Origin of the sequence: Succinivibrio dextrinosolvens DSM 3072 (genome assembly GCF_900167015.1) — a bacterium.
GTDB lineage: Bacteria > Pseudomonadota > Gammaproteobacteria > Enterobacterales > Succinivibrionaceae > Succinivibrio > Succinivibrio dextrinosolvens.
This window is the reverse complement of record NZ_FUXX01000003.1, coordinates 82,052-105,796: the sequence shown is the minus strand read 5'-3', so window position 1 is coordinate 105,796 and position 23,745 is coordinate 82,052. Positions and strand designations below refer to the sequence as shown.

Below are 23,745 nucleotides of genomic sequence, written 5' to 3'. Positions count from 1 at the left end.
GGTTAACCTTGTCTAGTTTACCACTTAATTTAGGATGTGAGGCAGGCAGGGTCAAATTTATATACACCTTTTAGAAAATCTATTACTTCCCTTGCTGCTGCATTCTTAAGTTTCTGACAGATTCCTAAAAGCTCATTCTTCTGTTTTTCGTTAAGAGCGTCTATACCCTCATCATTTAACAGATTCAGATACTCAATAAGCTTTGAATTATCTGATTTAAAAAGATTTTTTATCTGTTTCAGCCTGAAATCCCTTATCTCTTCAGCGTCTTTTTCCTGGTAGCATAAAGGCAGTGTCGAGAGGGCAATTCTTGTAAGATTTGCTTCCAGCATTGGATTAACTGCATGTGACAGGACGGTTCCATCAAGATTCTCTCTAGAGGAAAATTCTCTGGTGTAGATTTTCTTGCTGATGAACTTTCCATCGTTGACAGGATAGTTATCCCAGATGGTTACCTTTCTTTTGAATTTATCGTTGATGCTTTGAATATCACTCTTTGTGATTGATTTTGATAGAACCTTGTTGCCGGTCCAGAAGATTTCAATCTCCTCTGGAAGTCCCTTTATTATCTGTTCAAAATAATCTGAAGGTCGTTCTCCAAACACCTTGTCTAAAATAGGATCAAAACTGTAGTAGGTCGGGCAGAAAATAAGTCTGATTCCTGTTCCTTTAAGTCTTTTGTAGATGTCTAGAACAATCTGCTTCTGCTTTATCCCTTCATCAGGGGTATAAAGCTTTATATCATCAAACAGAATTGCAATGATATCTGTTTTCAGTTTACTGATTGCGGTATCAATTTTCTTATAAAGATAAGGAAGCTTTTTCTTTGGATCTTCTGTTATTGCAAGAGGTGAAATACCGATGCCGAATCTCATGTTTCGCTGATGACAGAATGCTGAGAAATCCTTTAGTTTTTCAATTTCGTATGCAGAAAAGTCTCTCATCCATTCACGTCTTAAGGAGCGATCATTTTTTGGAGCATAAATGTAATAGGAATAACTGTTTTTTGAGGCAAATGAACACAGAGATTCACGCTGTCTTTTTGTATAAAGTTTTCCATAAAAACCTTCAATTATTCCCAATGTGGTTTCCATAATAACTCCTTAACCTGTATTCTTTGATCTTACTAGCTTTTCCTTCAAAAATAATCCTTCTTGTTATTTTTGTGTATAACCTTTTGACCGTTGACACATTTGTACATTGATTAGATGGCTTTTCGCTAGTATAATAACGTGGTTTGTATAGACGCACGGCACAGTTATATACTCCGATGCGTCAATTTTGTATGTTAATTACTGCAACCCAAATAGAGGAAAAAAATGCAGGTTTCAACCGAGAAAAAAGAAGGTGTTCAGCATCTTCTAACTGTTACTGTGCCAGCAGAAGACGTAAAAAAGGCATATGACGCAAGTTTCCGCAAGTACGCTAAGAACGCAAAGGTAGATGGTTTCCGTAAGGGCCACATTCCAGCTAAGGTTCTAGAGTCACAGTTCGGCGGACAGATTTTTTCAGATGCTTATGATTCACTGATCAACAAGACCTTAGGCAAGGCTGTTGAAGAGTCAAAGCTAGAAGTAGTTGGCTATCCACGTGTTGAAGTAAAGAAAGCTTCATTCAAGAATGATGAAGAGTTCGTTTACGAGGCAACCGTTGAAGTTAACCCAGAGTTAGAACTAAAGCCTTTTGAAGAGTTAAAGCTAAAGAACATCAAGGCTGAAGTTACCGATGCTGACGTAGAGAAGATGATCGAGAACCTACGTAAGCAGCAGGGCAAGTGGCAGGTTAAAGATGGTGCTGTAGTTGCTAAGGGCACTCGTGCATCAATCGACTTCCTAGGCCGTTCAGAGGGTGTTGAGTTCGAAGGCGGTAAGGCTGAGAACTTCGCTCTAACTGTTGGTGAGACCCAGATGATTCCTGGTTTCACTGAGCAGATCGAAGGCCACAAGGCTGGTGACAAGTTCACCATCCAGGTTAAGTTCCCAGAGGAGTATCACGCTGAGAACCTAAAGGGCAAGGATGCTGAGTTCGACATCACTGTTAATTCAGTTTCAGAGCTAGTTCTACCTGAGCTTAACGAGGACTTCGTTAAGGTATTCGGTGTTAAGGATGGCTCAATCGATACCTTCAAGGCTGACCTACGTAAGAACATGGACCGCGAGTTAACTCGTTCTGTTTATGTAAAGACCCGTCAGAACCTATTCGATGCACTGATTGCTCAGTACGGTGAGTTCGCAGTTCCACAGGCTTACATCGACGCAGAGATCGAGCGTTTAGCTAAGAACTTCGAGAACCAGATGAGAGCTTACGGCATGACCAAGCTACCTGCAAGCTTCAAGAAGGAAGAGATGTTCAAGGATGAGTCAGTTAAAGCTGCTCGTTTAGGCATCATCGTTCGCAAGATCATTCTTGACTTAGGCTGCACCAAGCCATCAGACTCATATGTTGACGCTCAGTTAAACCAGATCGCTGGTGCATATGAGGATCCTGCAGAGGTTATCGCTCAGCTACGTAAGGATAAGGCTCAGTTCGAGAACATCCAGAATGCAGCTATTGAGGCTGAAGTTGTAGCTAAGGTAATGGAAAAGGCTGCAGACGGCGATGAGACTATGTCATTTGACGAACTAGTTCGTGCTCGTTAATAGACTATTATTATAATTATAAGGAGCTGTGCTACTAATGTTAAATTTTGAGAATCAGACAACAATGGCATCTTCACTGGTGCCTATGGTTATTGAACAGACTGCCAGAGGTGAAAGATCCTTTGATATATATTCACGTCTGTTAAAAGACCGAGTGATCTTTCTTACTGGTGAAGTAGAAGATCACATGGCTGATCTGATCGTGGCACAGCTTCTGTTTTTAGAATCAGAAGATCCTGACAAGGATATCTATCTGTACATCAATTCTCCTGGTGGCGTAGTTACAGCTGGTTTAGCTATATACGACACCATGCAGTACATCAAGCCTGATGTCTGCACTTTATGCATGGGACAGGCCTGTTCCATGGGATCATTTTTACTGGCCGGCGGAGCTCCTGGTAAAAGATTTGCTCTGCCTAATTCACGCATCATGATCCACCAGCCTTTAGGTGGATTCAAGGGTCAGGCAACTGATATCATGATTCATGCTCAGGAGACCCAGCGTATTAAGAATACCTTAAACGGAATTCTTGCAAAGCACACAGGCAAGAGCTTAGAGGAAGTTGTTCAGAATACTGAAAGAGACAACTTCATGACTTCTCAGGAAGCCCTGGATTTTGGTTTAATCGATAGAGTTATTACCAATCGTTCTGAAATTACTGCTTCAGATAAGGAAGATTAGTCATGTCTGATACCCCAAAAAGTACTTGTTTATTCTGTGGTCAGGGTTCATCAGAAACCAGAACTCTGATTAAAGCTCACGGAACCTGCATCTGTTCAGATTGTATTACTAAATGTTACAAGATGCTTGAACAGCGTGGCATGTCCAAGGGTTCTAAGGGAAGTTCAGGAATCGATCTTGATAACATCCCTACACCACGTGACATTGCTAAGCACCTTGATGAGTACGTTATTGGTCAGGAAGATGCTAAGAAGGTTCTGTCTGTTGCTGTTTACAATCATTACCAGAGATTACGTCACACCAATAATGATTCAGGTGTAGAGCTGGGTAAATCAAATATTCTTCTGGTTGGCCCAACCGGATCTGGTAAGACTCTTTTAGTTCAGACTTTAGCTAAGTTTCTGAACGTTCCATTTGCTATTTCTGATGCAACAACCTTAACCGAAGCCGGTTATGTTGGTGAAGACGTTGAGAATGTTATTGTTCGTCTTCTTCAGAACTGTGATTTTGATGTTGAAAAGGCTCAGAAGGGTATTATCTACATTGACGAGATCGATAAGATTGCCCGTAAGAGTGAGAATCCTTCAATTACCCGTGATGTTTCAGGTGAAGGTGTTCAGCAGGCACTTTTAAAGCTAGTTGAAGGTACTGTTGCTTCTGTTCCACCTAATGGCGGCAGAAAGCATCCTCAGGAAAAGAACATTGAGGTTGATACCTCACAGATTCTGTTTATCTGCGGTGGTGCCTTTGACGGTCTCGAGAAGGTTGTCGAGAAGAGAGTTTCCAAGAAATCAGGTATCGGTTTCGGTGCCGAGGTTTTAGGTGAGAACGAGAAGATGTCTCTTTCTGACAAATACAAGAAAGTAGAGCCTGATGATCTTGTTAAATTCGGTATTATTCCTGAGTTTGTAGGTAGAATGCCTGTTATTACCGCTTTATCGGAATTAAGCCGTGAAGAACTGATTCGTGTTCTAAGAGAACCTAAGAACGCTATCATCAGACAGTTCGAGGAAATGTTCAAGTTTGAGAATGTAAAACTTGAGTTTACCGAAGAAGCATTAAATGCAATTGCTGATACCGCTATCAAGCGTCATACAGGTGCTCGTGGTCTGCGTTCAGTTGTTGAAGGTCTTCTGTTGAATACCATGTTCGATATTCCTTCTGTAAAGGATGTTGAGAGAGTTGTGGTTGACAAGGATACTGTTGAAAAACAGGAAGAACCTATCGTTATCAAAAAGAATGATTTTGAAATCGCTTCTAATTCTTAATTCTAATTTGTAATGATAAAAGACCTCCTGTTGGAGGTCTTTTTCTATGTGCTATCTGAGCAATCTCTTGGAATTTTCAAATATCTCGTTAACTGTTGAGTCCTAATAATCTCGTCTTAATCTTTTGGATTAGCTGTGCTTTATTCTTCTCGGTGCTCTGTCGAATTTCTATAATTTCATCCATAGTTAATTTTGCAATCTTATTGATGGTTTCGTCATCCATTCCGTATTCCATCATGTTTTTAATTATAATGTATTTTTCCTCTACATAAGATTCGGCATACGTTTTGATATAACCATCAGCATAACCCTTGGCATAACAACGGGCATAGTATTCTCCATATGCCTCAGCATGAGCTTCAGAACTAGCTTTGGCATAAGCTTTAGCTTGAATTTTTTTATAAGCTTTTGCATAAGCTTCAGTATATTCTTGAGCAAATATATCTTTTTTGAAAAAGCCTTTGGGAATATATTTTGAGTCTTTGTCATCCATATTATATTTAATATTTTCCAGATGTTCTGAAATATCATTCATGGTGCTATCGGTCTCTTCTATGAGGTCTTTAATGCAGGAATTTTGCATATCTAACTCCTTTAACTATCAAATATATTTTTTGAGTATTGATAACTTATCTGAAATTTCTGTAATCAGTACTCGTTATTTTATTTTCTGGCGTATTTCTTTGATTTCTTCAAGTGATACGTTGGTTAATTTGTTAATGGTTTCGTCATCAGCTCCATTTAATATCATTGTTTTTAGCATCTCGAAATGTTCTTCAGCTTTACCATCCGCAAATCCATCTCTGTAATGCCCCTCGGTATCTGATTTGTAGTCCATCAGAGCCATTTCACGGTTCACGTAAGCTAAACGTTCAGATATATCATCCATGAATTTGTCTGAGGCATCTAATGCGTCTTTAATTTTTGAATCCAGCATGCCAAGCTCCTGTAATTCGCCTGCATTCAGTTTGTTTGAGAAGTATGCCATCCATCTTTCGATACGAGATAGCTCTGAAATAGATTATATACCGAGAACTTTTGTGAGGTATTGTCTAATCTTCAGCTTTTTTTTGAACAGATTAACTTGAAAATCTCTTTATTCGTTCACATATATAGGGGGTATCTCTCGGATTATTAGTTTTGTTTTTCTCTTTTTTTGAGCATTTTGAGCTGTTGTTTTCAATATATTATGCAATTTCATCTCAAAATGTGGACTGAGCCTACAAGCTTGTGTACAAAGATTTTTGCTCAAAGAAAAAATGATATAATTCTTCTAGTTTGAAGATATGTTAATCAATATTAAGATAATTTTCCGAGATTGACGCTTTTAGCTTAAGACAATAAGTATAAGGCGTTAACGTTAATAATCAGATTTGATATCTGGTAGTCAGAATCCTTCTATTGAACGGATGATGACTCTTATGCGAAGTAGTTAGCTATATAATGACTGAAACCAAAACTATAAAAAAATCCTCTACCAGAAAGAAGAAAGTAGAGAACAAAGAAATGATCCTGCCTCTTATCACCTTAAGAGCTCTGATCATTACACCTAATTCTAAGCTTCAGATTACAGCTGCTCGTGAGAGTTCAATTGCGGCTTTTGAATATGCAAAAGCTCAGGATGATGCGAATATTGCAGTCTTCTGTCAGTTGAATGAAGTTGATGAGAAACCTGATTTCAAGGAGCTGCATAAGACCGGTGTTCTATGTACTCTCCTGAACATGAAGAAAAAGGATTCTAATACCTATCAGTGTCTGATTTCCGGTTATACCAGAATCAAGCTTCTTGAGGTTATTGATGAGCCAGGTTCTTCATTTAGAAAGGCTCGTGTACTGGTTTTAGAAGAGCCTGAGCTTTCTCCTAAAGAGGTTAATGACACTCTAAGTGTTCTTAAATCATGTCTTGAGTATTCAATTGAAAGCTCAGACAAGACTTCACGTGCTCTAATTGAGGACAGTGTTCCTAAACACCTGGTTACAGCAATCTTAGAAGAGTCATCTCTTTCAAGACTTACAGATATGCTGACCCAGATTCTAAAGCTGGACAGTCAGACCAAGTTCATGCTGCTTTCAACTTTAAATCCTGTTGAGAGAGGCCGTATTATCATCAGTCTGTTAAATGGCTACTCATACAAGTCAGAGCTTGAGAACCATATTATTGATCTTGCTAAGCGTTCAATGGAAAAGAACCAGAAGGAATACTTCCTGTCAGAACAGCTTAAGGCAATCAAAAAGGAACTTGGTATTACTCTGTCAGAAGAGGATGATATTCAGAATCTGGTTACCCGTAATGAGAATCTGAATGCTCCAGAGTATGTTCACAAGAGAATTGAGCGAGAGATTAAGAAGCTTAATTCCATGAGCGTAAACTCATCTGAGTACTCAATTGTAAGAAACTATGTTGAGACTCTGTTAACTCTGCCTTGGAATTACGGTACTCCAATCAACGTTGATTTAAAGAAGGCTAAAGAGATTCTTGATAAGGAACACTATGGCCTGACCAAGGTTAAAGACAGAATTTTAGAGTATCTGGCAGTTCAGTCTCGTGCTGACAAGCTGCATGGACCAATCATCTGTCTGATGGGTCCTCCAGGTATCGGTAAAACCTCATTAGGTAAGTCAATTGCCAATGCAACCGGAAGAAAATACGTTCGTGTGGCTTTAGGCGGTGTGAATGATGAGGCTGAGATCCGTGGTCACAGAAGAACCTATATTGGTGCTCTTCCTGGTCGAATTATCTCCAACATGGTTAAGGTTGGTGTAAACAACCCATTATTCCTGTTAGATGAGATTGATAAGGTTTCAGCATCTGCTCACGGTGATCCTTCATCAGCTCTGCTTGAGGTTTTAGATCCTGAGCAGAACTCAACCTTTGAGGATAACTACATTGAGATTGACTATGATCTGTCCAATGTAATGTTTGTTACAACCGCTAACTCCTACAATATTCCAGGACCTCTTCTGGATAGAATGGAGATTATTGATCTTTCATCATACACAGAGGATGAGAAGTTCAATATTGCTAAAGAGCATCTTCTGCCAAAACAGTTAAGACTGGCTCATGTAACAGACAAGGAAATATCTATTGATGATAAGACTCTGCTACACCTGATCCGTTACTATACTCATGAGGCAGGTGTGCGTGAGCTTGAGAGAATTCTGACTGAGCTTATTCGTAAGACCATCAAGGATCTGATGATTTCACATCCTAAGGCAAAGAAGTTCAAGCATACCGCTATTAATGTGGATGATGTTCACCGTATGCTTGGTCCTGAGAGATATGACTTTACCTCCAAGCTCAATGACAACAAGGTCGGTATCGTAAACGGTCTGTCCTGGTCATCATTAGGCGGTGATATTCTTCAGCTTGAAGCTGTTGCCAACGAAGGTAAGGGCAAGCACCAGCTTACCGGTAAGCTTGGTGAGGTTATGAAGGAGTCTATTTCTACAGCTATTACTGTAGTAAGAACACTATCTAAGGATCTTCACCTGAATTCAGATTTCTTTGAGACCTGTGATCTTCATGTTCACGTTCCAGAGGGTGCTGTTCCTAAGGATGGTCCATCTGCTGGTGTCGGTATGGTTACCGCTGTTGTTTCAGCACTAACCGGCAATGCTGTAAGAGCAGATGTTGCCATGACCGGTGAGATTACTCTTCGTGGTGATGTTCTTCCAATCGGCGGTCTTAAGGAGAAGCTGCTGGCTGCAATGCGTGGCGGAATCAAGACTGTAATGATCCCTAAGGAAAATGAGAAGGATCTCTGGGATATTCCTCATGTGGTACAGGAAAAGATGACTATCAAACCTGTATCCCGTATTGAAGAGGTTTTAAAGACAGCGCTTGTATCTGATCCTTACAAGTTCAAGCCAACCACCATGTGGAAGCTTAAGGATAAGAAAGCTGCGACAACTTCAAAGAAGACCACCGCAGCTGCCAAGAAAAACGTTTAACTTTTAAATCTCCTCACAACGAGGAGATTTTCAGTATCAGGCAGGTGTGTTTTGTCTGATTACAGATTTATTTAGTATTAGTGGGGCTATTCGCTGAGTTATGAGTGATAATCAGTTAAATAACAAAGACGATTTTGTAAAGTTTGACGATGAAGTTGCAGACGACAAAAAGAAAAGCGGTATTGAGGATGAGATTACCAAGATCTTCAAGTCTGCAGATTCTCTGATTGAAATTCTTGAGAAGATTGCACCTCAGATCAATTCAGACAAGGTTGTTAATCCAGAGGCTTTCCTTAAGATTATCAAGCCATTATGCATCAGTGTAGAGAATACGCTGCCAATGCTGATGGAGTGCCAGGATAATCTTGAGTATCTGAAGGATGATAACTCTTTTGTTCTAAGACAGAAGATTGCTCACATTGAGGATGATCTTCTGCCTCCAATTATTGAGTACATCAGAGCACACGACAAGAAAGACTAGTTTTTCAGTCTGATTTCTTCGGTTCTGTTTATCTGTATATTGTTTTGAACAGAACAGTGCATAGCATCAGAAGAAATACTTCAGTATTGTGGCTGACCTCATCTAATTACCTGAATAAACTTGCTTTAACAGAGTAAGAGTGTCAAAATCAGGTGTTAATTTGTTCCAAAAGGGAAGCATAAGGTTGCGGAGATAATAAAAAAATGTTGACCGATAAACTGCGTGACGGTGCGCATGGAAAAGTTTTTAAGATAATTTTCTGGATTATTATTTTATCCTTCATTTTCGCTGGTGTTGGTAATTACCTGATTCCAAGACTGAATACCGATCCTGTTGAGATTGGTGATATCAAGATTTCTGCTAATCAGTGGAATTCAAGCTATCAGGATCAGGTTAGAGCAATGCAGAACCAGTATGGTCCATCAATTCACGATATGCTTGAGAATCCTGAGACCGTTAAGGTTCTAAGAATGCAGGTTCTAGAGCGTCTTGTTGACAATGCAGCTTTAGCTTCAGAAACCTATAAGCAGGGCATTCGTATCGGTGATGATCAGGTTAAGGATGCTATCCGCAGGGAAAAGGCTTTCTTCAAGGATGGCAAGTTCAATAACGATCTGTTCCTAGCAACTGTTAAGAACATGGGCTCATCTCCAGATTACTTTGCTCAGCAGATGAGAGCTTCTTTAGCTCAGGAAACCATTGCTGAGCCAATTCTAAGATCAGCTTCAACTGTTTATCCTTACGAAGTTGAGCTTCTGGCAAAGCTTTTTGCTCAGACCAGAGTTGTTGATTTATACAGCATCAATCTGAAGAATATCAGAGATACCATTACTCTGTCAGATGATGAAATCAAGAAGTTCTATGATGAGCACCATGACAGATTCATGGCTCCTGCAACTGTTAAGTTCAACTATGTTGTTCTTTCTGTAAATGATTTAAAGAAGCAGGTTAAGGTTGATGATGCAAAGCTTGAAGAGTACTTCAATCTGAACCAGACTGACTTTACCATTCCTCAGAAGCGTGAGTGCTCACAGATTCTGATTAAGGCTTCAACACCTGATTTTGAGAAGAAGGCTAATGAGGCTCTTGCAATGCTGAATGAGGGCAAGTCTTTCGAGGAAGTTGGTGCTAAATTCTCAGATGACGCTGACTTTAAGAAGACTCACGGTTCTCTTGGCAATCTTGAAAAGGGCAATCTGTCATCTCAGCTTGATATCGCTCTGTTCTCAATTGAGAAGGTTGGCGGATATTCAAAGGTTGTTGTTGATAATGCCGGTGCTCATATCATCCGTCTTGATGGAATCACCAAGGAGAGAATTCCTGCTTTAGCTGATGTTAAGGAGCAGGTAAAAGAGAAGTTTGTTGATGCTCAGGCTCTGGATTTATTCACTCAGAAGAGCTCAACCTTTACCGATCTTGCTTACGAGAATCCTGATTCACTTGACTTAGCTGCAGAGAAGGCTGAGGTTAAGGTTCAGCAGTCTGGTGCAGTAGCATTTGGTGACGAGTCACTTCCATGGCCTTTAAATACCCGTGAGGTTCAGAAGGTTGCATTTGATGAGAATGTTCGTACCTCAAATCAGAACAGTAACATCATCCAGCTAGGTAATGATGCATGTGCATTTATCAATGTTACCGACTACAAGGATGCAAGCTTAAAGAAGTTTGAGGATGTTGCAGCAGAGGTTAAGACTGTTGCTGCTGAGGCAATCGCTTTTGACAAGGCTCAGGAAAAGCTTGAGGCAATCAAGGCTGCTGTAGCCAAGAATGAGAAGGCTGCAACTGACGGTGTTGTTAAGTTAAATGCTAATCAGACCATCGCAAGAGGCGATAATGCATATGATCCTAAGTTTATCTACGACGTATTCTCTGTAGTAAACAAGGAAAACAGCGGTGTGATTTCATCAAACAAGGGCAATCCAACTCTGATTGTTCTGAAGTCTGTTAAGACTGAAAGTGATGCTGATATTGAGAAGTACTCACAGTTCATCCGTGCTCAGCTTGTTCAGTTCAAGGTTGACAAGGCTAACTCAATGATTCACATGGGCGCAAGAGAGCTTAGCGATATCAAGTATAACGAGGATGCAATCAAGCTGGTTAACAGCCAGAACGCTTCAGCTGAATAACAGCATTCTGTTTTAAAGTTATAAGATGACCTCTGGATTGTATAATTCAGAGGTCTTTTTTTTAATCTGCTTATATTTTTATTATTTTTTTATAAAAAATATTTACTATTTGTTTTAGAATGGGATTAACTCTTGGATTTATGTCTAATTTTTTTATATCAGTAATCTAATTGTAGGAAGATATATTAGGTAAGTAGATCTTACTGTTAGAGAATGTCTGTTATAAGGACATCGGTTATTCAGGAATTTTAATGTAGGGAGCATGGCTTGTTTATGAAGAAAGGCTTATTGGCAGGATTACTAGGATTATTTGTTTGTTCAGCTGTTAGTGCTGATGTGATGATTGAAGTTAGAAACGATACTTCAGATGACTGTTCACTGGCAATCAATGCAAGAGCTGACAAGACCAAATGGATCACTCAGGGATGGTATGTTTTCGCATCAGGAGAGGAAGCACCTATCATCCTTAAGAACGTTAATGATATTCATAACGTATATGTTTACAACGACTGCCGTAAGGGCACTTCAGTAGAGAATTCAGAAACCAAGAAGGCATGGGTTAAGACCAGCTACAAGTTCAATGATGAGAATCCAAAAGATCATGAGCCTGGCTATGAGGAAGTAACCTTCGAACGTCTTCAGTCTGAGAAATATCAGATTCAGAACTAATCTGGCATCATTTCTGCATAATTATCTGTACCTGTAGTTATACGGCAAGATTTGCCGGCGCGGAGGTACAGATGTCTACTTTAACACTTACTCAACATGTAAACAGGCCTACGCCTAATGTCCAACAGAATGGTTTAAGATTAAATCATTCTCTGGATGGTGTTGATCATAGAAAAAACAAGAACGAATTTTCTGAAGCTCTTGCCATTCTATCTGGAGCTGCTTCATCTGAGGCTTTAGATGAACTTAAAAGAGAAGAAAAAGAGGTCTCTTTAATTGATGACTATTCTGTTCTTTTGAATTCAGATAAATTTGCCAACAAGTCTTCAGATGAAAACAACGAAAATTCAAGACTGAATACAATTAAGGAAAAATTTGCCGTTCTTCAGGAAGATCCTGTATCTAAGGACTGGGAAGTTTTAAATAATCAGACTAAGCCTGATGACTTCTCGATTCTGGATAAATTAGGAGATGGACTGCTTGCCGCGGCAAAATTTGCTACAGGTCTTTATTTGGGTAAGATTTTCTAGAATTTTCAGAAAATGGGGGATGTGTTATGGCGCATCCCTTATTGATTTTAACCCAGGCTTACGTCCAGGAACATCATCAGAATAAAACCAATCAGAACAGCAATTGTTCCTTTGTCTGAGTTTCCAAGATTATGAGACTGAGGAATAAGCTCTTCAATAACCACATACATCATGGCTCCGGCTGCAAAGGACAGAAACCAAGGCAGAAGAGGGGCAACCAGATCTGCCAGAAGAACAACCAGAATTGCCGCTATAGGTTCTACAGCACCTGACAGACTTCCAAGAAGAAATGATTTTAATCGGGACATGCCATCTGCAAAGTAAGGCATGGATACAGCTGCACCTTCAGGAATGTTCTGTATTCCGATACCTAAAGCCAGAATGACAGTTGAGCTTGTAAGAGTAAAATCCATTGCCGTTGCAGCAGAAACACCAACAGCCATACCCTCAGGAATATTGTGAATGGTGATTGCCAGAAACAGCAGGGTGTGTTTACTTAAGGATGATTTTGGTCCCTCAGGAGATTTTGCCAGCACATGCAGATGAGGCAGTGACTTATCTATGGCAATAAGAAACAGGATTCCAAGTACTAAGCCACCAATTACAGGTACCATTTTATAGGAACCGTCGTAAGGAGAGCTCTCAATTGCAGGCAGTATCAGAGAAAAAATAGATGCTGCGAGCATAATACCTGCACTGAAGCCTAAAGATAGCTGAGTATAGATTCTATCCTTGTGTTTAAGCAGGATAAAAACAAAGGCTGAACCTATGGTTGTACACAGAAATATGAAGAGACCGCTGTAGCAGGCCAGTTTAAATGTATAAGAAAAATCTACAGTCATTTAATTGTTCCAGATAATATTTTACTGTTTTCTCTTATAAAGATTAGGTGACAAGTGTAATTATAACCATTTGATTTTAAATTTTTAATTAAATGAGAAATATAGTTAACTTAAGCTAACTCTGATTGTCTATTATTTATTTAATAGCTGAACGGGGATTCGCGTATAAATTGGACTGAATCGAACGGGGATTTGCGTATAAAATGGACTGAATTGAATGGGGATTTGCGTATTTAGATTGATTTGAACGTAGATTCACCTATAATAAGTGTAATTAAACGGGGATTTGCGTATAAATTAGACAGAATTGAATGGGGATTTGCGTATAATTTTGACTGATTTGAACGGGGATTTGCGTATATCTGTTTTAAAAAGGCGGATTATATAATGAAAACTACAGTGTTTAAAAGAAAAATATATGAAGAGATACTTGAATGGAAAGAGTCTCACAGTGATAAATATGCTCTTCTCATAAAAGGGGCCAGACGAGTTGGTAAATCTACTATAGCTGAAGAGTTTGCTAAAAACGAGTTTAAGTCATATATCTTACTGGATTTTGCTCATGCCAATAAAGAGATAATAGAATTATTCGACGATACATATAATCTGGATTTTTTCTTTCTACAGCTTCAGCAGTTAACTGGGACGAGACTTTATGAAGGAGAATCAGTAATTATCTTTGATGAGGTCCAGTTACTTCCCAAAGCAAGACAGGCAATTAAGTACCTAGTGGCCGATGGAAGATATAAATATATTGAAACAGGTTCTTTAATTTCAATAAAGAAAAATACAAAAGATATTTTAATTCCAAGCGAAGAACATAAGATTACAATGTACCCTATGGATTTTGAGGAGTTCTTGTGGGCGATTGGGGATGAAGTCACAGCTGAAACAATTAAAATTCTTTTAAAAAATAAGAAGGCAGCAGGAAATGCCATGCATAGGAATCTGATGAGAATATTCAGATTATATATGCTTATCGGTGGTATGCCTCAGGCAATTGAGACATATTTGGAGACGAATAATCTTCAAGCGGTCGATGTGGCTAAAAGAGAAATAGTAGATCTTTATGAAGAAGATTTTACGAAAATCGATAGTTCTGGTCTGGCAGGAGATATATATGACGCTATACCAGCAAATCTAACTGGAAATGCATCCAGATATGTATTAAATTCTGCAAGAGATGGTACAAGGTCTAATCATGTTGTTGATTTGCTACCTGACATGTTGAGCTCATACACTGTTAATATTGCTTATCATGCGAATAATCCTAGCGTGGGGTTAGCTTTGGAAAAAGACATTGGAAGATACAAGCTTTTTACTTCTGATGTAGGTCTGTTTGTAACACTTGCATTTAAAGATAAGAATTACACCGAAAATGTTATATACAACAAGTTACTTTCAGATAAGCTGGATGCTAATTTGGGGTATGTTTATGAAAATGCGGTTGCCCAAATTTTAAAGATTAAAGGCAATAACCTGTTTTACTATACAATGGATAGTAAAACATCAAACCATTTATATGAAATTGATTTTCTTATATCTGTTGGGGACAAATTATGCCCGATAGAAGTTAAATCCGGTAATTATAGAACTCATAAATCGTTAGATGTCTTTTGCGATAAGTTTAGCAGACGCGTAAAAGACAAATATGTAGTTCATACAAAGGACTATAAATGGGAGAACGGTATAAACTATATTCCAGTGTATATGTTGCCATTTCTTTAGAAAAACAATGTTTTTATATGCTGGTTTTCAGCTTTTCTATTATAAAATAGCGGTATTAATATTTGATTAAGAAAAAAATATGACTGAAGACTCTTACCTTGTTCCGAATTTAAAAAGCAATGAAATACATCGTACTGAAATTACAGTAAAAAAGAGTCGTTTTATTACCTCTATCGGCAGAACCCATGGTGTTGATGAGGCAAAGGCCTTTATAGACAGGATCTGCAAAGAGTTTCCTGATGCCAGACATAACTGTTTTGCCTATAATGCAGATAAGCCTGGCTCCTCAGGCTATGCCGGGTGCTCTGATGATGGTGAGCCTCACGGTACTGCAGGTCAGCCAATGCTGAATGTTGTTCTGCATTGTGATGTCGGTGAGCTTACCGTCGTTGTAACCCGTTATTTTGGCGGTATACTTTTAGGTACAGGCGGTCTTGTAAAGGCCTATCAGGATAGCGTAAAAGCAGCTCTGGAAACTCTCCCAACCACACCTATGGTGATTGTTAAGAAATGCAGTTTCACAATTGAGCATTCAGAAGTTAATCTGGTACAGCGTCTTTTTGCAAGACTTGGAATAAATATCGTTAATCAGTCCTATACTGATAAAGTCGATTATCTTGTAGAAATTCCTGAAAAATCAGTAGATAATTTCAGTGCTGAGATTACTAAAATAACCTCTGGTCAATGCGTTCTAAAGTTTGATGATTAGTGAACGCTTTGGAGATTTAGATGCAACTTTTTAGATGTATGTATATTTGCGGAATGTTGCTGGTGCCTTTTGGTTCTATGGCTATTACTATGCCTGCTCCTCCTCCAGAGCTATCTGATACCTTAACCAAGTTCCGTACCAAGGAACAGATTAACGAAAGTGTCAGTCTTGGCAATGGCAGCTCTGCTGCTGTTGAGGAAGTTGAAATCGAATCTGCTCCATTTGTTCCTGGCGACATTGATGCCGGAATCATGCGTATTGCCGAGAACTACAGTCCGCTTATGACCATCGGGGTACCAGGCTATGGCTCAAGCATTATCAGATTCTACGATTTAAACGGTATTCCATGGGATATTGCATCTGTTGAGTGTGAAAATCAGGGCTATTTAACCGAGATTACCGCATCTCCATCTGAGCTTTTAATCAAGCAGAATGTCGGTGCCACCACTACTAAGCTTAAGGTTACATTATCAAGATACTCAAGTCCTCTTATCTTCAACCTGTCTCCTGTAAGACTGGAAAGAGACGGTGTTGCTGTATCAACTGTTGTAAACACCGTTAAGATTAAGAGTGCAACCAATTCCTATGGTTATGTGTATCCATCTGTAAGACCTGTTCCTCAGCCAAATCCAGCAGCCGGCTCTGTAAAGTTTGACAGTACTGATCTTCATAAAATTGAGGTTACACTTCTGGATGCTGTAAGAGCTCTGAACCATGAATAAGATTAAACTATTTTCTTTTTTACTTGCAGGTCTTCTGGTTTTATCCCAGTCATCAGATGCAGCTCAGATGCAGTGTCATGGTAAGGCTGCTCACTGGAGAGATATTGCCTACAGCACAGGTGTTATGAACAAATACAAGGATGTTCGTAACTGCATAGCCTGGACTGCCTATCAGTTTGATTTACCTGAAGAGCTTTTATATGCCATGCTTGACGTGGAAAGAGGCCCTATCAACGGCAAATGCCGTACCAATAAGAACGGAACCCAGGACTGTGGTCCTGCTCAGATTAACGATGTACGCCTAAAAGAGCTTAAGGAATTTAATCTGACAAAATCTGATATCAAGAGTAAGCCTTGTCATAATGTATGGGCTATGGGCTACCTTTTAAGACGTGAGATTGAAAGGGCAGACGGAAAAATCTGGAGAGGTGTTGGTAATTATCACTACAACTATTCTGCCAATCCGGAAATTCATAATAGATACATCAGGAAAGTTAAGTCATCCTGGAGAAAACTCAATAAAAAGATTGAAAGCTACTGTAATCAGTAGGTTATTTGAAACTTTTTTTTATGTTTTTCTTTGCTGCCTGAGGTTCTTGTAATTTCTTACAAGTCTTTGTTCTCATTTGTTGAATATTAAATTACAAAAAAAAGTAGTATCCAATTGTATGAGTATGCAGAATGGGAAGACGATATAGGATATGATGGTTCTAAAATACATAGAGCCATCTGGAACATGGCTCTATAGTAAAATAAAATTTAATTAGGGATTAGATATGAAACCTTAATTATTTTGGGGATTCTAGTTTTACTGTTATGGTCAGCACCGATATGGAAAAACGTAATCACTCATGAGGTATGAATGACACTCTTACCTCTCAGCCAATTATAATTCCTTTCTATTTTTTTCCAAATATTATTTCTATATTCTTTTTCTTTTGTCTATTTTTTACTGTTTAAAGAAAAAATTGTAATCCTACATAAGTTTTTTTGTCTGTGCCAATGCGTTATAATCAGATTTGTTAATAAAACTCATTCAGATCCTTGTTAGCTAAGGGGATAACCTTTGAACTTTTTTCATAATATTCTGGCTGTTATTGAATATAAACAGGTTAGACAGCCTGCACTGGAAAGAGCTTTAGCTTTATATCAGTATGCCAAGGCTCATAAGAAGAATGCTGATATCAAGATTACAGCTGTACTTCCTGTTGCTCAGGAGAACTGGAATATTACCTCTATTCTAGCAGTGGACAAGGAAGAGTATGAGAAAAGCTACAAAGAAAAGCTTTCAAAATGGCTTAATGCCTACCTTGCTATCAATGCCATGGGTGTAAATATTGAACGTAAGGTTTTATTCTCAAAGGAAGTAGGCAAGGAGATCGTTTCTTTAGCTAAAGATCTCTGTGCAGATATTCTGATTAAAACAGCTGATATCCATGGTGTACTGGATAATGTTATTTCTACACCGTTAGACTGGCAGATGCTGCGTCATGCACCTATACCTGTGTATATCGCAAAAGATCAGATTTTCACACCAAAAGGGAAGATTGCTGTTGCAATTGATCTGAGTGAACCCGATGATGAGCTATCGGAGCTTACAAATCTGAGACTGCTTCGTGAGGCTCAGTATCTATCTACATTTACAGGCTGCAAGATTGTACTAATCAATGCAGTTCCTCCAATTATTCCGCCTATTGCCGTAGATATGCCTGGATTTACTCCAGACAGTCTGTATGATGAGTCCTTAAAGGACAGCTGTCATAAGGCTTTAGAGTTTGCAAACAGACATAAAATCAAACCAGAAGACTGTTTCATTGCCGAAGGTGCAATTGACGAAGTCATTTTAAGCAAGTGCGAGGAGATAAAGCCTACTGCACTATTTATTGGAACCTCTGCAAGACGTGGTATTGCCAGTGCAATTTTAGGCAATATCTGCGAGAGAGTTGCAGACAGTATTGACTGTGATGTCTTTGTTGTAACTCCTAAGGCTGTTGTCAGAGCTGTTCCTACAACCACTCCATCAAAAAGTTTCTAAAATGCAGAACGACAAGAATCTACCAGAGCAGGCTGATGCTTACGCCCGTAATGTCAGCCCATATTTTAATATTGAAGATAAGCAGGAAAAATACAAGGCAGATAAGCTCTTTAAGAGACTTCGCCGTAAGGTTGGTCATGCTATTGGTGATTACGGCATGATTGAAGAGGGCGATAAGATCTTAGTCTGTATGTCCGGCGGTAAGGACAGCTATGTTCTTCTGGATATGATGCTGTCTCTAAAGCGTTCCGCTCCTATAGACTTTACTCTTATCCCTGTACATATTGATTCAGGCTTTCCAAACGCACCAGAGCATCTTTTAGAGGACCATTTAAAGAAGGTCGGTCTTGAGTATCACATGCTGAAAAGACCTGTATACGAGATCTGCAAGGAAAAGCTTGAAGATGGTGTTCCTTACTGCTCCTTATGCTCAAGACTTCGTCGCGGTTTTCTGTACTCATTTGCAAGAGAGATTGGTGCCAACAAGGTTGCTTTAGGTCATCACAAGGATGACTGCTTATCAACCTTCTTCCTGAATCTGTTTTACTCAGGCATGATGAAGGCAATGCCTCCGGTTTTAAGAAATGACAAAGACGATCTTACTGTGATTCGTCCTTTAATCTACTGCCGTGAAAGAGATCTGATTGCTCTGTCAAAGCTAAAGGAATATCCGCTGCTGCCTAAGGGGCTTTGCGGCTGGGGAGAGGATCAGCAGCGAGCCAACATGAATAGGATGATTAAGCAGTGGGATAAAGAATATCCAAAGCGTGCTGATATTGTCTTCAAGTCTTTAAAGAATGTTGCTCCATCTCATCTTCTAGATAGGGAACTTTTTGATTTTACAAAAATTTCCAATGGTCCTAAGGTGAAGTAAGACCTGTCTTTAAATCTATTTATTGTCGCTGAATCGCTTTTGTCAGTTCTATCTGAAGGGGCGATTCTATATGACAAACTCAATTACCTCTATTCTCTTTTTTCTCCTGTCTTAAGTGACGATATTATTTTTCTGTTGGATATTGCTTTCTTGTGACCCGATATTGCTATTTTTTTTGACCAACAAAATAGATTGAACTTTTTAAAGTTGCATTTGCGTTTTTATATTTTTTAACTCACGGAAAAATCACAGAAACATAGCGAGGCTCTAATACCGTAAATAACCGCTTGTGATACAATTAGTTCCGATATAGTGGAGAATGAGGCTCTTATGAAGGATGTAAAATTTAATACTGGCAGTGAAGATTTTGAAGAAATTATCAACGGTGGGGCATATTACGTTGATAAGACTGCTTATTTAAAAACTCTTTTTATGAGCTCCTCAGATGATAAGAATTCACTCTTTATCCGTCCTCGCAGATTTGGTAAAACTCTTAACCTGAGCATGATCAAAGAGTTCTGCAAGTTAAACTATCAGAATCCTCAGGATAAATCCTATCAGCAGAAACTATTTGTTGATAATGGCAGAAGTCTGGCTGTTGCAGGTGATGATTACAGAGAACTTCGAGAGAAAGTCATGGGTGAGTTTCCTGTAATCAGCATCTCTTTTAAAACAGTTGAAGGCACCTGTTTTCAACAGGCTGTAGCGCAACTTGTTTATAAAATTGGAATGCTGTATGGCGAGTTTGATTTTCTTACCAGAAGTTCAATACAAAGTTCCGATGATATTGAAAAATACATAGACAATAAAAAGTTCTGTATTCTACAGAAAGATGAACTGTATGAACCTCAAAATCTAAGTAAAGCAATTTCAATTTTAGGAACTGCAATTCCTCAAATTGGAGCTATGCTGTATAAGGAGTTTGGTCGTAAGGTTATTGTAATTATAGATGAATATGATGTTCCTCTGCAGAAGGCTGTTACTGCAAAAAATCCTTACTACGATGATATGCTTGGAATAATCAGGACCATTAGTGGCAATACCTTTAAAAAGGATAATCTGACATGGCTTTATAAAGGAATTGTTTCAGGTTGTCTGAGAATTGCACATCAGAGTGTTTTTACTGATGCCAATAACTTTACTACTTACGGCATGAGTGATGAACCATTCACCCAATTCTTCGGCTTTACCAAGGATGAAACCAGAAAACTTCTTGATGACTGCGAGCTCTCCGATAAGGAATCTGATGTAAAAGAGTGGTATGACGGTTATCGATTTGGTAAAAATCATATCTTCTGCCCTTGGAGCTTAATCTGCTACTGCAATAAGGCACTTCATGGGGATAATAACAAGCCTCAGCCATTCTGGGTTAACACAAGTGGTAATGATTTAATTAACCTGTTTATCCAGAATAATATGGAATCACATGACGCTGAAAATCTGTCCAGACTGCAGCAGATTCTAGATGGTGAAACAGTAAACATCACCTTACAGGAATTTACAACTTATCCTGATATTCGTGACAGAGTAAGCTTTGATGTCTTTATGACGCTTATGCTGCATACTGGATACGTTACTTACGCAGAGAACTCTGATTATGCCGGAGAGGTTGCAATCAGGATTCCAAATCAGGAAGTTCTCTCCTGCTTTAGAGCAAAACAGAAGTTTTTATATGGAGAAAATAATCCTTATTGGTTCAATCAGGCAATGACTCTTGTAGATTTGCTTTTAGAGAATAGATCTCTGGAAGCTCAGGAACTTATAACATCCATGCTTATGAGTTTCTTAAGTGTAAGAAATACTAGAAGTGAATTCTACTATCATGGTTTTTTAGCAGGTGTACTTGGATTTGCCTGTGCCGCAAAAGGAGTTGAGTTTCTTGAGGAGATTGAAAAAGGTTCTGGCTTCCCTGATATTGTACTTAAAAGGGATTCAACTGACACAGTAACTGTTCTGGAATTAAAAAAGGGTAACAATGATCGTTTATCCCGTATAGACAGTGCTAATAATGCAGTTGATCAAATCATTAAACAGAAATATGCTGAGCCATATATAAAAGAGCAATACAGCAAAGTTTATGGATTAGGAATTGGCTTTGGCGGTAAGGATTGCGTGGTTAAATCTCTTGGTAATATGGCTGAGAAGAGATAATCTAGGCCTAGGTAATTAGTAGTTTTATCTTTGCCGCGGAATCCCCCTACTGTGGGGCCAACGTGAGGAACTTAGTATTTTTATAAGAAGACAAAAGTATAAATATAGGCTAGATTTGGGAAGTTTGCTTAAATTTTGAGAGAAATACGACATTCGATTCCGGTACGTATATTACAGAAGGGCGAATTCCCCAACCAACTCCCAGTTGACAGTTCCCCGGTAATTGTCTCAAAACACAATCCCTAGAACCATTTACATATTTAAGTCTATAACATCATCATTCCGTATTTTGATATCTCATAAAAAATCATAAAGGCAGTTTTATCTAATCGGATATCAGTTTTCGGAACGATAATCCTTCATAATAAGGGGAATAGTTTTTATCTAGTTTGAGGTTTCATTTTGACTGTATCTAAAGAGATTCTTAATTCACCAGAATATGACTTTTTAAAGAGCAATGAGCATTTAGGAGATAACATCATACTGCTTGGACTTACAGGCAGCCACGGCTATGGTACTGCCAATGAGAACAGTGATGTTGATCTTAGAGGTGTTGCGCTTCCATCTAAAAGAGATTTACTTGGCTTTGGTGATTTTGAACAGTTTACTGAAGTGGAGACTGATACCGTAATTTACAGCCTAAAAAGGATTGTACAGCTGCTACAGCGCTGCAATCCAAACACCATTGAGCTTCTTGGACTTAAGCCTGAACATTACTTTATTCTTAAGCCACAGGGAAGGGCTCTTCTTGATAATCACAGAATGTTTCTATCCAAAAGAGCGATAAATGCCTTTGGAGATTATGCCAATGATCAGCTAAGACGCCTGCAGAATGCCTTGGCTCGTGACCACCTTTCTCAGAGTGATAAAGAAGATCATATCTTCAATTCTCTGCAGAAGAGTTTAAGAAATCTTAAAGATAAATATACCTACTTTGATAACGGCAGCATTGTCTTGAGCAAAGGACAGGCTATAAATCCTGAACTGGATTCTGAAATCTTTATTGATGTTAATCTTGAGCATTACCCAATAAGAGATTACAAGAACATTCTCTCAGAGCTCGAATATGTTGTCAGAAACTATGACAAGCTGCAGCATCGAAACCGCAAGAAGGATGATCTTCACCTGAACAAGCATTCTATGCATCTGGTAAGACTTTTCCTGATGGGAATAGATTTACTAGAGACAGAGAAAATTATTACCTGCAGAGAACAGGATCACGATCTTCTGATGCAGATTAGAAATGGTTATTTCCAGAATGAAGATGGCTCTTATAAAAGTGAATTCTTCGATCTTGTAAATGATCTTGAGTCTAGATTCCAGTATGCGGCAGAACATACATCTCTTCCCGATGAACCAGACAGAAATCGGATTGAAGAATTCGTAATCTCTCTTAATGAGGAGATTGTTCTCAATGGAAAACAGTAAATCATCATTTGAAGAGATTCAGTGCCATCTTGTTGAAATTGAACGTAAGCATGATGTCAGGATTCTTTTTGCAATTGAATCCGGAAGCAGAGCCTGGGGCTTTGCCTCACCTGACAGTGATTATGATGTTCGTTTTATATATGTGAAACAACCAGAGGCTTATTTTAACCTCGGTAAAGCTGAAGATACTCTTGAGTATTATCCTACAGCTGAAATGGATATGGTCGGATGGGACTTAGGTAAATACTTAAAGCTTATATACAAATCCAACAGTGTTGCCTTTGAGTGGGCAAACTCTCCGATAGTCTACAGAAATACTGACGAATGGGAACAGATAGCAGGGCATATCAAGGTTTATTTCAATCCTAAGGCCAGTATCTACCATTACTACGGTGAAGGTGCGCATATATTCAAAGCAAATGAAAGCAACAGCACCATAAGTTATAAAAGCTATCTGTACATATTAAGGGTAATCCTTGCGGCAAAGTTTATTAAAGGGCATGGTAAGGTGCCTCCTATGACTTTTAGTGATCTTGTTGAAGATAATCTCCCTTCTGAACTTAAGTCCACTGTAAAGGAGATATTAGAGATCAAGTCCAGAATCAAAGAGAAAGATGAGGAGAAGCGCTATGCAGATCTGGATTCCTTTATCAGAGAAGAACTTCCTGGATTAAAGGTTTATGCTGAGTCTTTAAAGCAGGACAGTCCAAAGGACATTACGCCATTAAATAGGCTATTCTATTCAACGGTGATTGCTTAGAAACTCTTCATTAAGATTTAGAACACCGCAAATAAGCTCCTATATTAGATTAAAACTAATGCTTAGGATTATGAGCAATGATAAAAAATCAACTTTATAAATAAAATCTTCTAGTTCAAAGTCTGTGCTTTGAAACAGAGCAGTTTTTGT

Annotated in this window: 21 protein-coding genes; 17 read left to right on the top strand and 4 right to left on the bottom strand. The window is 38.8% G+C overall.

Going from position 1 to position 23,745, the window contains the following annotated elements; genetic code table 11:
• Nucleotides 1-29: 29 nt before the first annotated feature.
• Nucleotides 30-1,094, bottom strand: a complete 1,065-nt coding sequence (locus tag B5D46_RS01770; protein ID WP_078927965.1) for a beta-N-acetylglucosaminidase domain-containing protein — start codon at nucleotides 1,092-1,094, stop codon at nucleotides 30-32.
• 225 nt (nucleotides 1,095-1,319) lie between these two features.
• Between B5D46_RS01770 and tig the strand changes: the two genes are divergently transcribed.
• Genes tig through clpX form a run of 3 tightly spaced genes read left to right on the top strand, consistent with a single transcriptional unit; the run spans nucleotide 1,320 to nucleotide 4,589 of the window.
• Nucleotides 1,320-2,639, top strand: a complete 1,320-nt coding sequence (tig, locus tag B5D46_RS01765) for a trigger factor (protein WP_078927964.1) — start codon at nucleotides 1,320-1,322, stop codon at nucleotides 2,637-2,639.
• A 37-nt stretch (nucleotides 2,640-2,676) separates the two neighbouring features.
• Entirely contained in the window at nucleotides 2,677-3,321 is a 645-nt protein-coding gene (gene clpP / locus B5D46_RS01760) for an ATP-dependent Clp endopeptidase proteolytic subunit ClpP (protein ID WP_031492796.1), read from the top strand.
• 2 nt (nucleotides 3,322-3,323) lie between these two features.
• Entirely contained in the window at nucleotides 3,324-4,589 is a 1,266-nt protein-coding gene (clpX, locus tag B5D46_RS01755; RefSeq protein ID WP_078927963.1) for an ATP-dependent Clp protease ATP-binding subunit ClpX, read from the top strand.
• Between the two features lie 88 nt (nucleotides 4,590-4,677).
• Here the strand turns inward: clpX and B5D46_RS01750 are convergent, their stop codons facing one another.
• The gene (locus tag B5D46_RS01750) at nucleotides 4,678-5,172 is read right to left on the bottom strand and encodes a hypothetical protein (protein WP_078927962.1); all 495 of its coding nucleotides are present in this window, start codon (nucleotides 5,170-5,172) and stop codon (nucleotides 4,678-4,680) included.
• Nucleotides 5,173-5,247: 75 nt separating this feature from the next.
• A complete protein-coding gene (locus B5D46_RS01745; protein ID WP_078927961.1) occupies nucleotides 5,248-5,577 on the bottom strand; it encodes a hypothetical protein in 330 nt (109 codons plus the stop codon).
• 455 nt (nucleotides 5,578-6,032) lie between these two features.
• On the opposite strand from B5D46_RS01745, the gene lon reads away from it, so the two are divergent.
• The 5 genes from lon to B5D46_RS01720 all read left to right on the top strand — a co-directional run bounded on the left by lon (nucleotide 6,033) and on the right by B5D46_RS01720 (nucleotide 12,346).
• Nucleotides 6,033-8,540 (top strand): endopeptidase La, encoded by a 2,508-nt coding sequence (gene lon / locus B5D46_RS01740; protein ID WP_051639676.1) that lies wholly within the window; start codon nucleotides 6,033-6,035, stop codon nucleotides 8,538-8,540.
• A 100-nt stretch (nucleotides 8,541-8,640) separates the two neighbouring features.
• A complete protein-coding gene (locus tag B5D46_RS01735; protein WP_031492802.1) occupies nucleotides 8,641-9,021 on the top strand; it encodes a hypothetical protein in 381 nt (126 codons plus the stop codon).
• A gap of 203 nt (nucleotides 9,022-9,224) precedes the next feature.
• Nucleotides 9,225-11,147, top strand: a complete 1,923-nt coding sequence (locus B5D46_RS01730) for a SurA N-terminal domain-containing protein (RefSeq protein ID WP_078927960.1) — start codon at nucleotides 9,225-9,227, stop codon at nucleotides 11,145-11,147.
• A 273-nt stretch (nucleotides 11,148-11,420) separates the two neighbouring features.
• Entirely contained in the window at nucleotides 11,421-11,816 is a 396-nt protein-coding gene (locus B5D46_RS01725) for a DUF1036 domain-containing protein (RefSeq protein ID WP_031492804.1), read from the top strand.
• A gap of 71 nt (nucleotides 11,817-11,887) precedes the next feature.
• Nucleotides 11,888-12,346: a hypothetical protein gene (locus B5D46_RS01720; protein WP_031492805.1), complete on the top strand. Its 459-nt coding sequence runs from the start codon at nucleotides 11,888-11,890 to the stop codon at nucleotides 12,344-12,346.
• A gap of 47 nt (nucleotides 12,347-12,393) precedes the next feature.
• Here the strand turns inward: B5D46_RS01720 and B5D46_RS01715 are convergent, their stop codons facing one another.
• The gene (locus B5D46_RS01715) at nucleotides 12,394-13,188 is read right to left on the bottom strand and encodes a ZIP family metal transporter (RefSeq protein ID WP_078927959.1); all 795 of its coding nucleotides are present in this window, start codon (nucleotides 13,186-13,188) and stop codon (nucleotides 12,394-12,396) included.
• A 387-nt stretch (nucleotides 13,189-13,575) separates the two neighbouring features.
• On the opposite strand from B5D46_RS01715, the gene B5D46_RS01710 reads away from it, so the two are divergent.
• The 9 genes from B5D46_RS01710 to B5D46_RS01670 all read left to right on the top strand — a co-directional run bounded on the left by B5D46_RS01710 (nucleotide 13,576) and on the right by B5D46_RS01670 (nucleotide 23,595).
• Nucleotides 13,576-14,916: an ATP-binding protein gene (locus B5D46_RS01710; RefSeq protein ID WP_031492809.1), complete on the top strand. Its 1,341-nt coding sequence runs from the start codon at nucleotides 13,576-13,578 to the stop codon at nucleotides 14,914-14,916.
• Between the two features lie 79 nt (nucleotides 14,917-14,995).
• Entirely contained in the window at nucleotides 14,996-15,625 is a 630-nt protein-coding gene (locus B5D46_RS01705; RefSeq protein WP_078927958.1) for a YigZ family protein, read from the top strand.
• A gap of 20 nt (nucleotides 15,626-15,645) precedes the next feature.
• Nucleotides 15,646-16,347: a DotH/IcmK family type IV secretion protein gene (locus tag B5D46_RS01700; protein ID WP_143675580.1), complete on the top strand. Its 702-nt coding sequence runs from the start codon at nucleotides 15,646-15,648 to the stop codon at nucleotides 16,345-16,347.
• On the top strand, nucleotides 16,340-16,897 hold the full coding sequence (locus B5D46_RS01695) for a lytic transglycosylase domain-containing protein (RefSeq protein ID WP_078927956.1): 558 nt from the start codon (nucleotides 16,340-16,342) through the stop codon (nucleotides 16,895-16,897). The genes B5D46_RS01700 and B5D46_RS01695 overlap by 8 nt, the downstream gene beginning before the upstream one ends.
• Nucleotides 16,898-17,413: 516 nt before the next feature.
• On the top strand, nucleotides 17,414-18,382 hold the full coding sequence (locus tag B5D46_RS01690) for a universal stress protein (protein WP_078927955.1): 969 nt from the start codon (nucleotides 17,414-17,416) through the stop codon (nucleotides 18,380-18,382).
• A gap of 1 nt (nucleotide 18,383) precedes the next feature.
• A complete protein-coding gene (ttcA, locus tag B5D46_RS01685) occupies nucleotides 18,384-19,256 on the top strand; it encodes a tRNA 2-thiocytidine(32) synthetase TtcA (protein WP_078927954.1) in 873 nt (290 codons plus the stop codon).
• A 330-nt stretch (nucleotides 19,257-19,586) separates the two neighbouring features.
• Complete coding sequence (locus B5D46_RS01680; RefSeq protein ID WP_078927953.1) at nucleotides 19,587-21,407, top strand: AAA family ATPase; 1,821 nt, start codon at nucleotides 19,587-19,589, stop codon at nucleotides 21,405-21,407.
• 402 nt (nucleotides 21,408-21,809) lie between these two features.
• Entirely contained in the window at nucleotides 21,810-22,835 is a 1,026-nt protein-coding gene (locus tag B5D46_RS01675) for a DNA polymerase beta superfamily protein (protein WP_078927952.1), read from the top strand.
• Nucleotides 22,822-23,595, top strand: a complete 774-nt coding sequence (locus B5D46_RS01670; RefSeq protein ID WP_159442992.1) for a nucleotidyltransferase domain-containing protein — start codon at nucleotides 22,822-22,824, stop codon at nucleotides 23,593-23,595. Before B5D46_RS01675 ends, B5D46_RS01670 begins: the two co-directional genes overlap by 14 nt.
• Nucleotides 23,596-23,745 lie beyond the last annotated feature (150 nt).

Excerpts from the sequence above, each read along its gene's own strand:
- B5D46_RS01770 (WP_078927965.1), bottom strand. The coding sequence starts at position 1,094 with ATGGAAACCACATTGGGAATAATTGAAGGTTTTTATGGAAAACTTTAT.
- tig (WP_078927964.1), top strand. The coding sequence starts at position 1,320 with ATGCAGGTTTCAACCGAGAAAAAAGAAGGTGTTCAGCATCTTCTAACT.
- clpP (WP_031492796.1), top strand. The coding sequence starts at position 2,677 with ATGTTAAATTTTGAGAATCAGACAACAATGGCATCTTCACTGGTGCCT.
- clpX (WP_078927963.1), top strand. The coding sequence starts at position 3,324 with ATGTCTGATACCCCAAAAAGTACTTGTTTATTCTGTGGTCAGGGTTCA.
- B5D46_RS01750 (WP_078927962.1), bottom strand. The coding sequence starts at position 5,172 with ATGCAAAATTCCTGCATTAAAGACCTCATAGAAGAGACCGATAGCACC.
- B5D46_RS01745 (WP_078927961.1), bottom strand. The coding sequence starts at position 5,577 with ATGGCATACTTCTCAAACAAACTGAATGCAGGCGAATTACAGGAGCTT.
- lon (WP_051639676.1), top strand. The coding sequence starts at position 6,033 with ATGACTGAAACCAAAACTATAAAAAAATCCTCTACCAGAAAGAAGAAA.
- B5D46_RS01735 (WP_031492802.1), top strand. The coding sequence starts at position 8,641 with ATGAGTGATAATCAGTTAAATAACAAAGACGATTTTGTAAAGTTTGAC.
- B5D46_RS01730 (WP_078927960.1), top strand. The coding sequence starts at position 9,225 with ATGTTGACCGATAAACTGCGTGACGGTGCGCATGGAAAAGTTTTTAAG.
- B5D46_RS01725 (WP_031492804.1), top strand. The coding sequence starts at position 11,421 with ATGAAGAAAGGCTTATTGGCAGGATTACTAGGATTATTTGTTTGTTCA.
- B5D46_RS01720 (WP_031492805.1), top strand. The coding sequence starts at position 11,888 with ATGTCTACTTTAACACTTACTCAACATGTAAACAGGCCTACGCCTAAT.
- B5D46_RS01715 (WP_078927959.1), bottom strand. The coding sequence starts at position 13,188 with ATGACTGTAGATTTTTCTTATACATTTAAACTGGCCTGCTACAGCGGT.
- B5D46_RS01710 (WP_031492809.1), top strand. The coding sequence starts at position 13,576 with ATGAAAACTACAGTGTTTAAAAGAAAAATATATGAAGAGATACTTGAA.
- B5D46_RS01705 (WP_078927958.1), top strand. The coding sequence starts at position 14,996 with ATGACTGAAGACTCTTACCTTGTTCCGAATTTAAAAAGCAATGAAATA.
- B5D46_RS01700 (WP_143675580.1), top strand. The coding sequence starts at position 15,646 with ATGCAACTTTTTAGATGTATGTATATTTGCGGAATGTTGCTGGTGCCT.
- B5D46_RS01695 (WP_078927956.1), top strand. The coding sequence starts at position 16,340 with ATGAATAAGATTAAACTATTTTCTTTTTTACTTGCAGGTCTTCTGGTT.
- ttcA (WP_078927954.1), top strand. The coding sequence starts at position 18,384 with ATGCAGAACGACAAGAATCTACCAGAGCAGGCTGATGCTTACGCCCGT.
- B5D46_RS01680 (WP_078927953.1), top strand. The coding sequence starts at position 19,587 with ATGAAGGATGTAAAATTTAATACTGGCAGTGAAGATTTTGAAGAAATT.
- B5D46_RS01670 (WP_159442992.1), top strand. The coding sequence starts at position 22,822 with ATGGAAAACAGTAAATCATCATTTGAAGAGATTCAGTGCCATCTTGTT.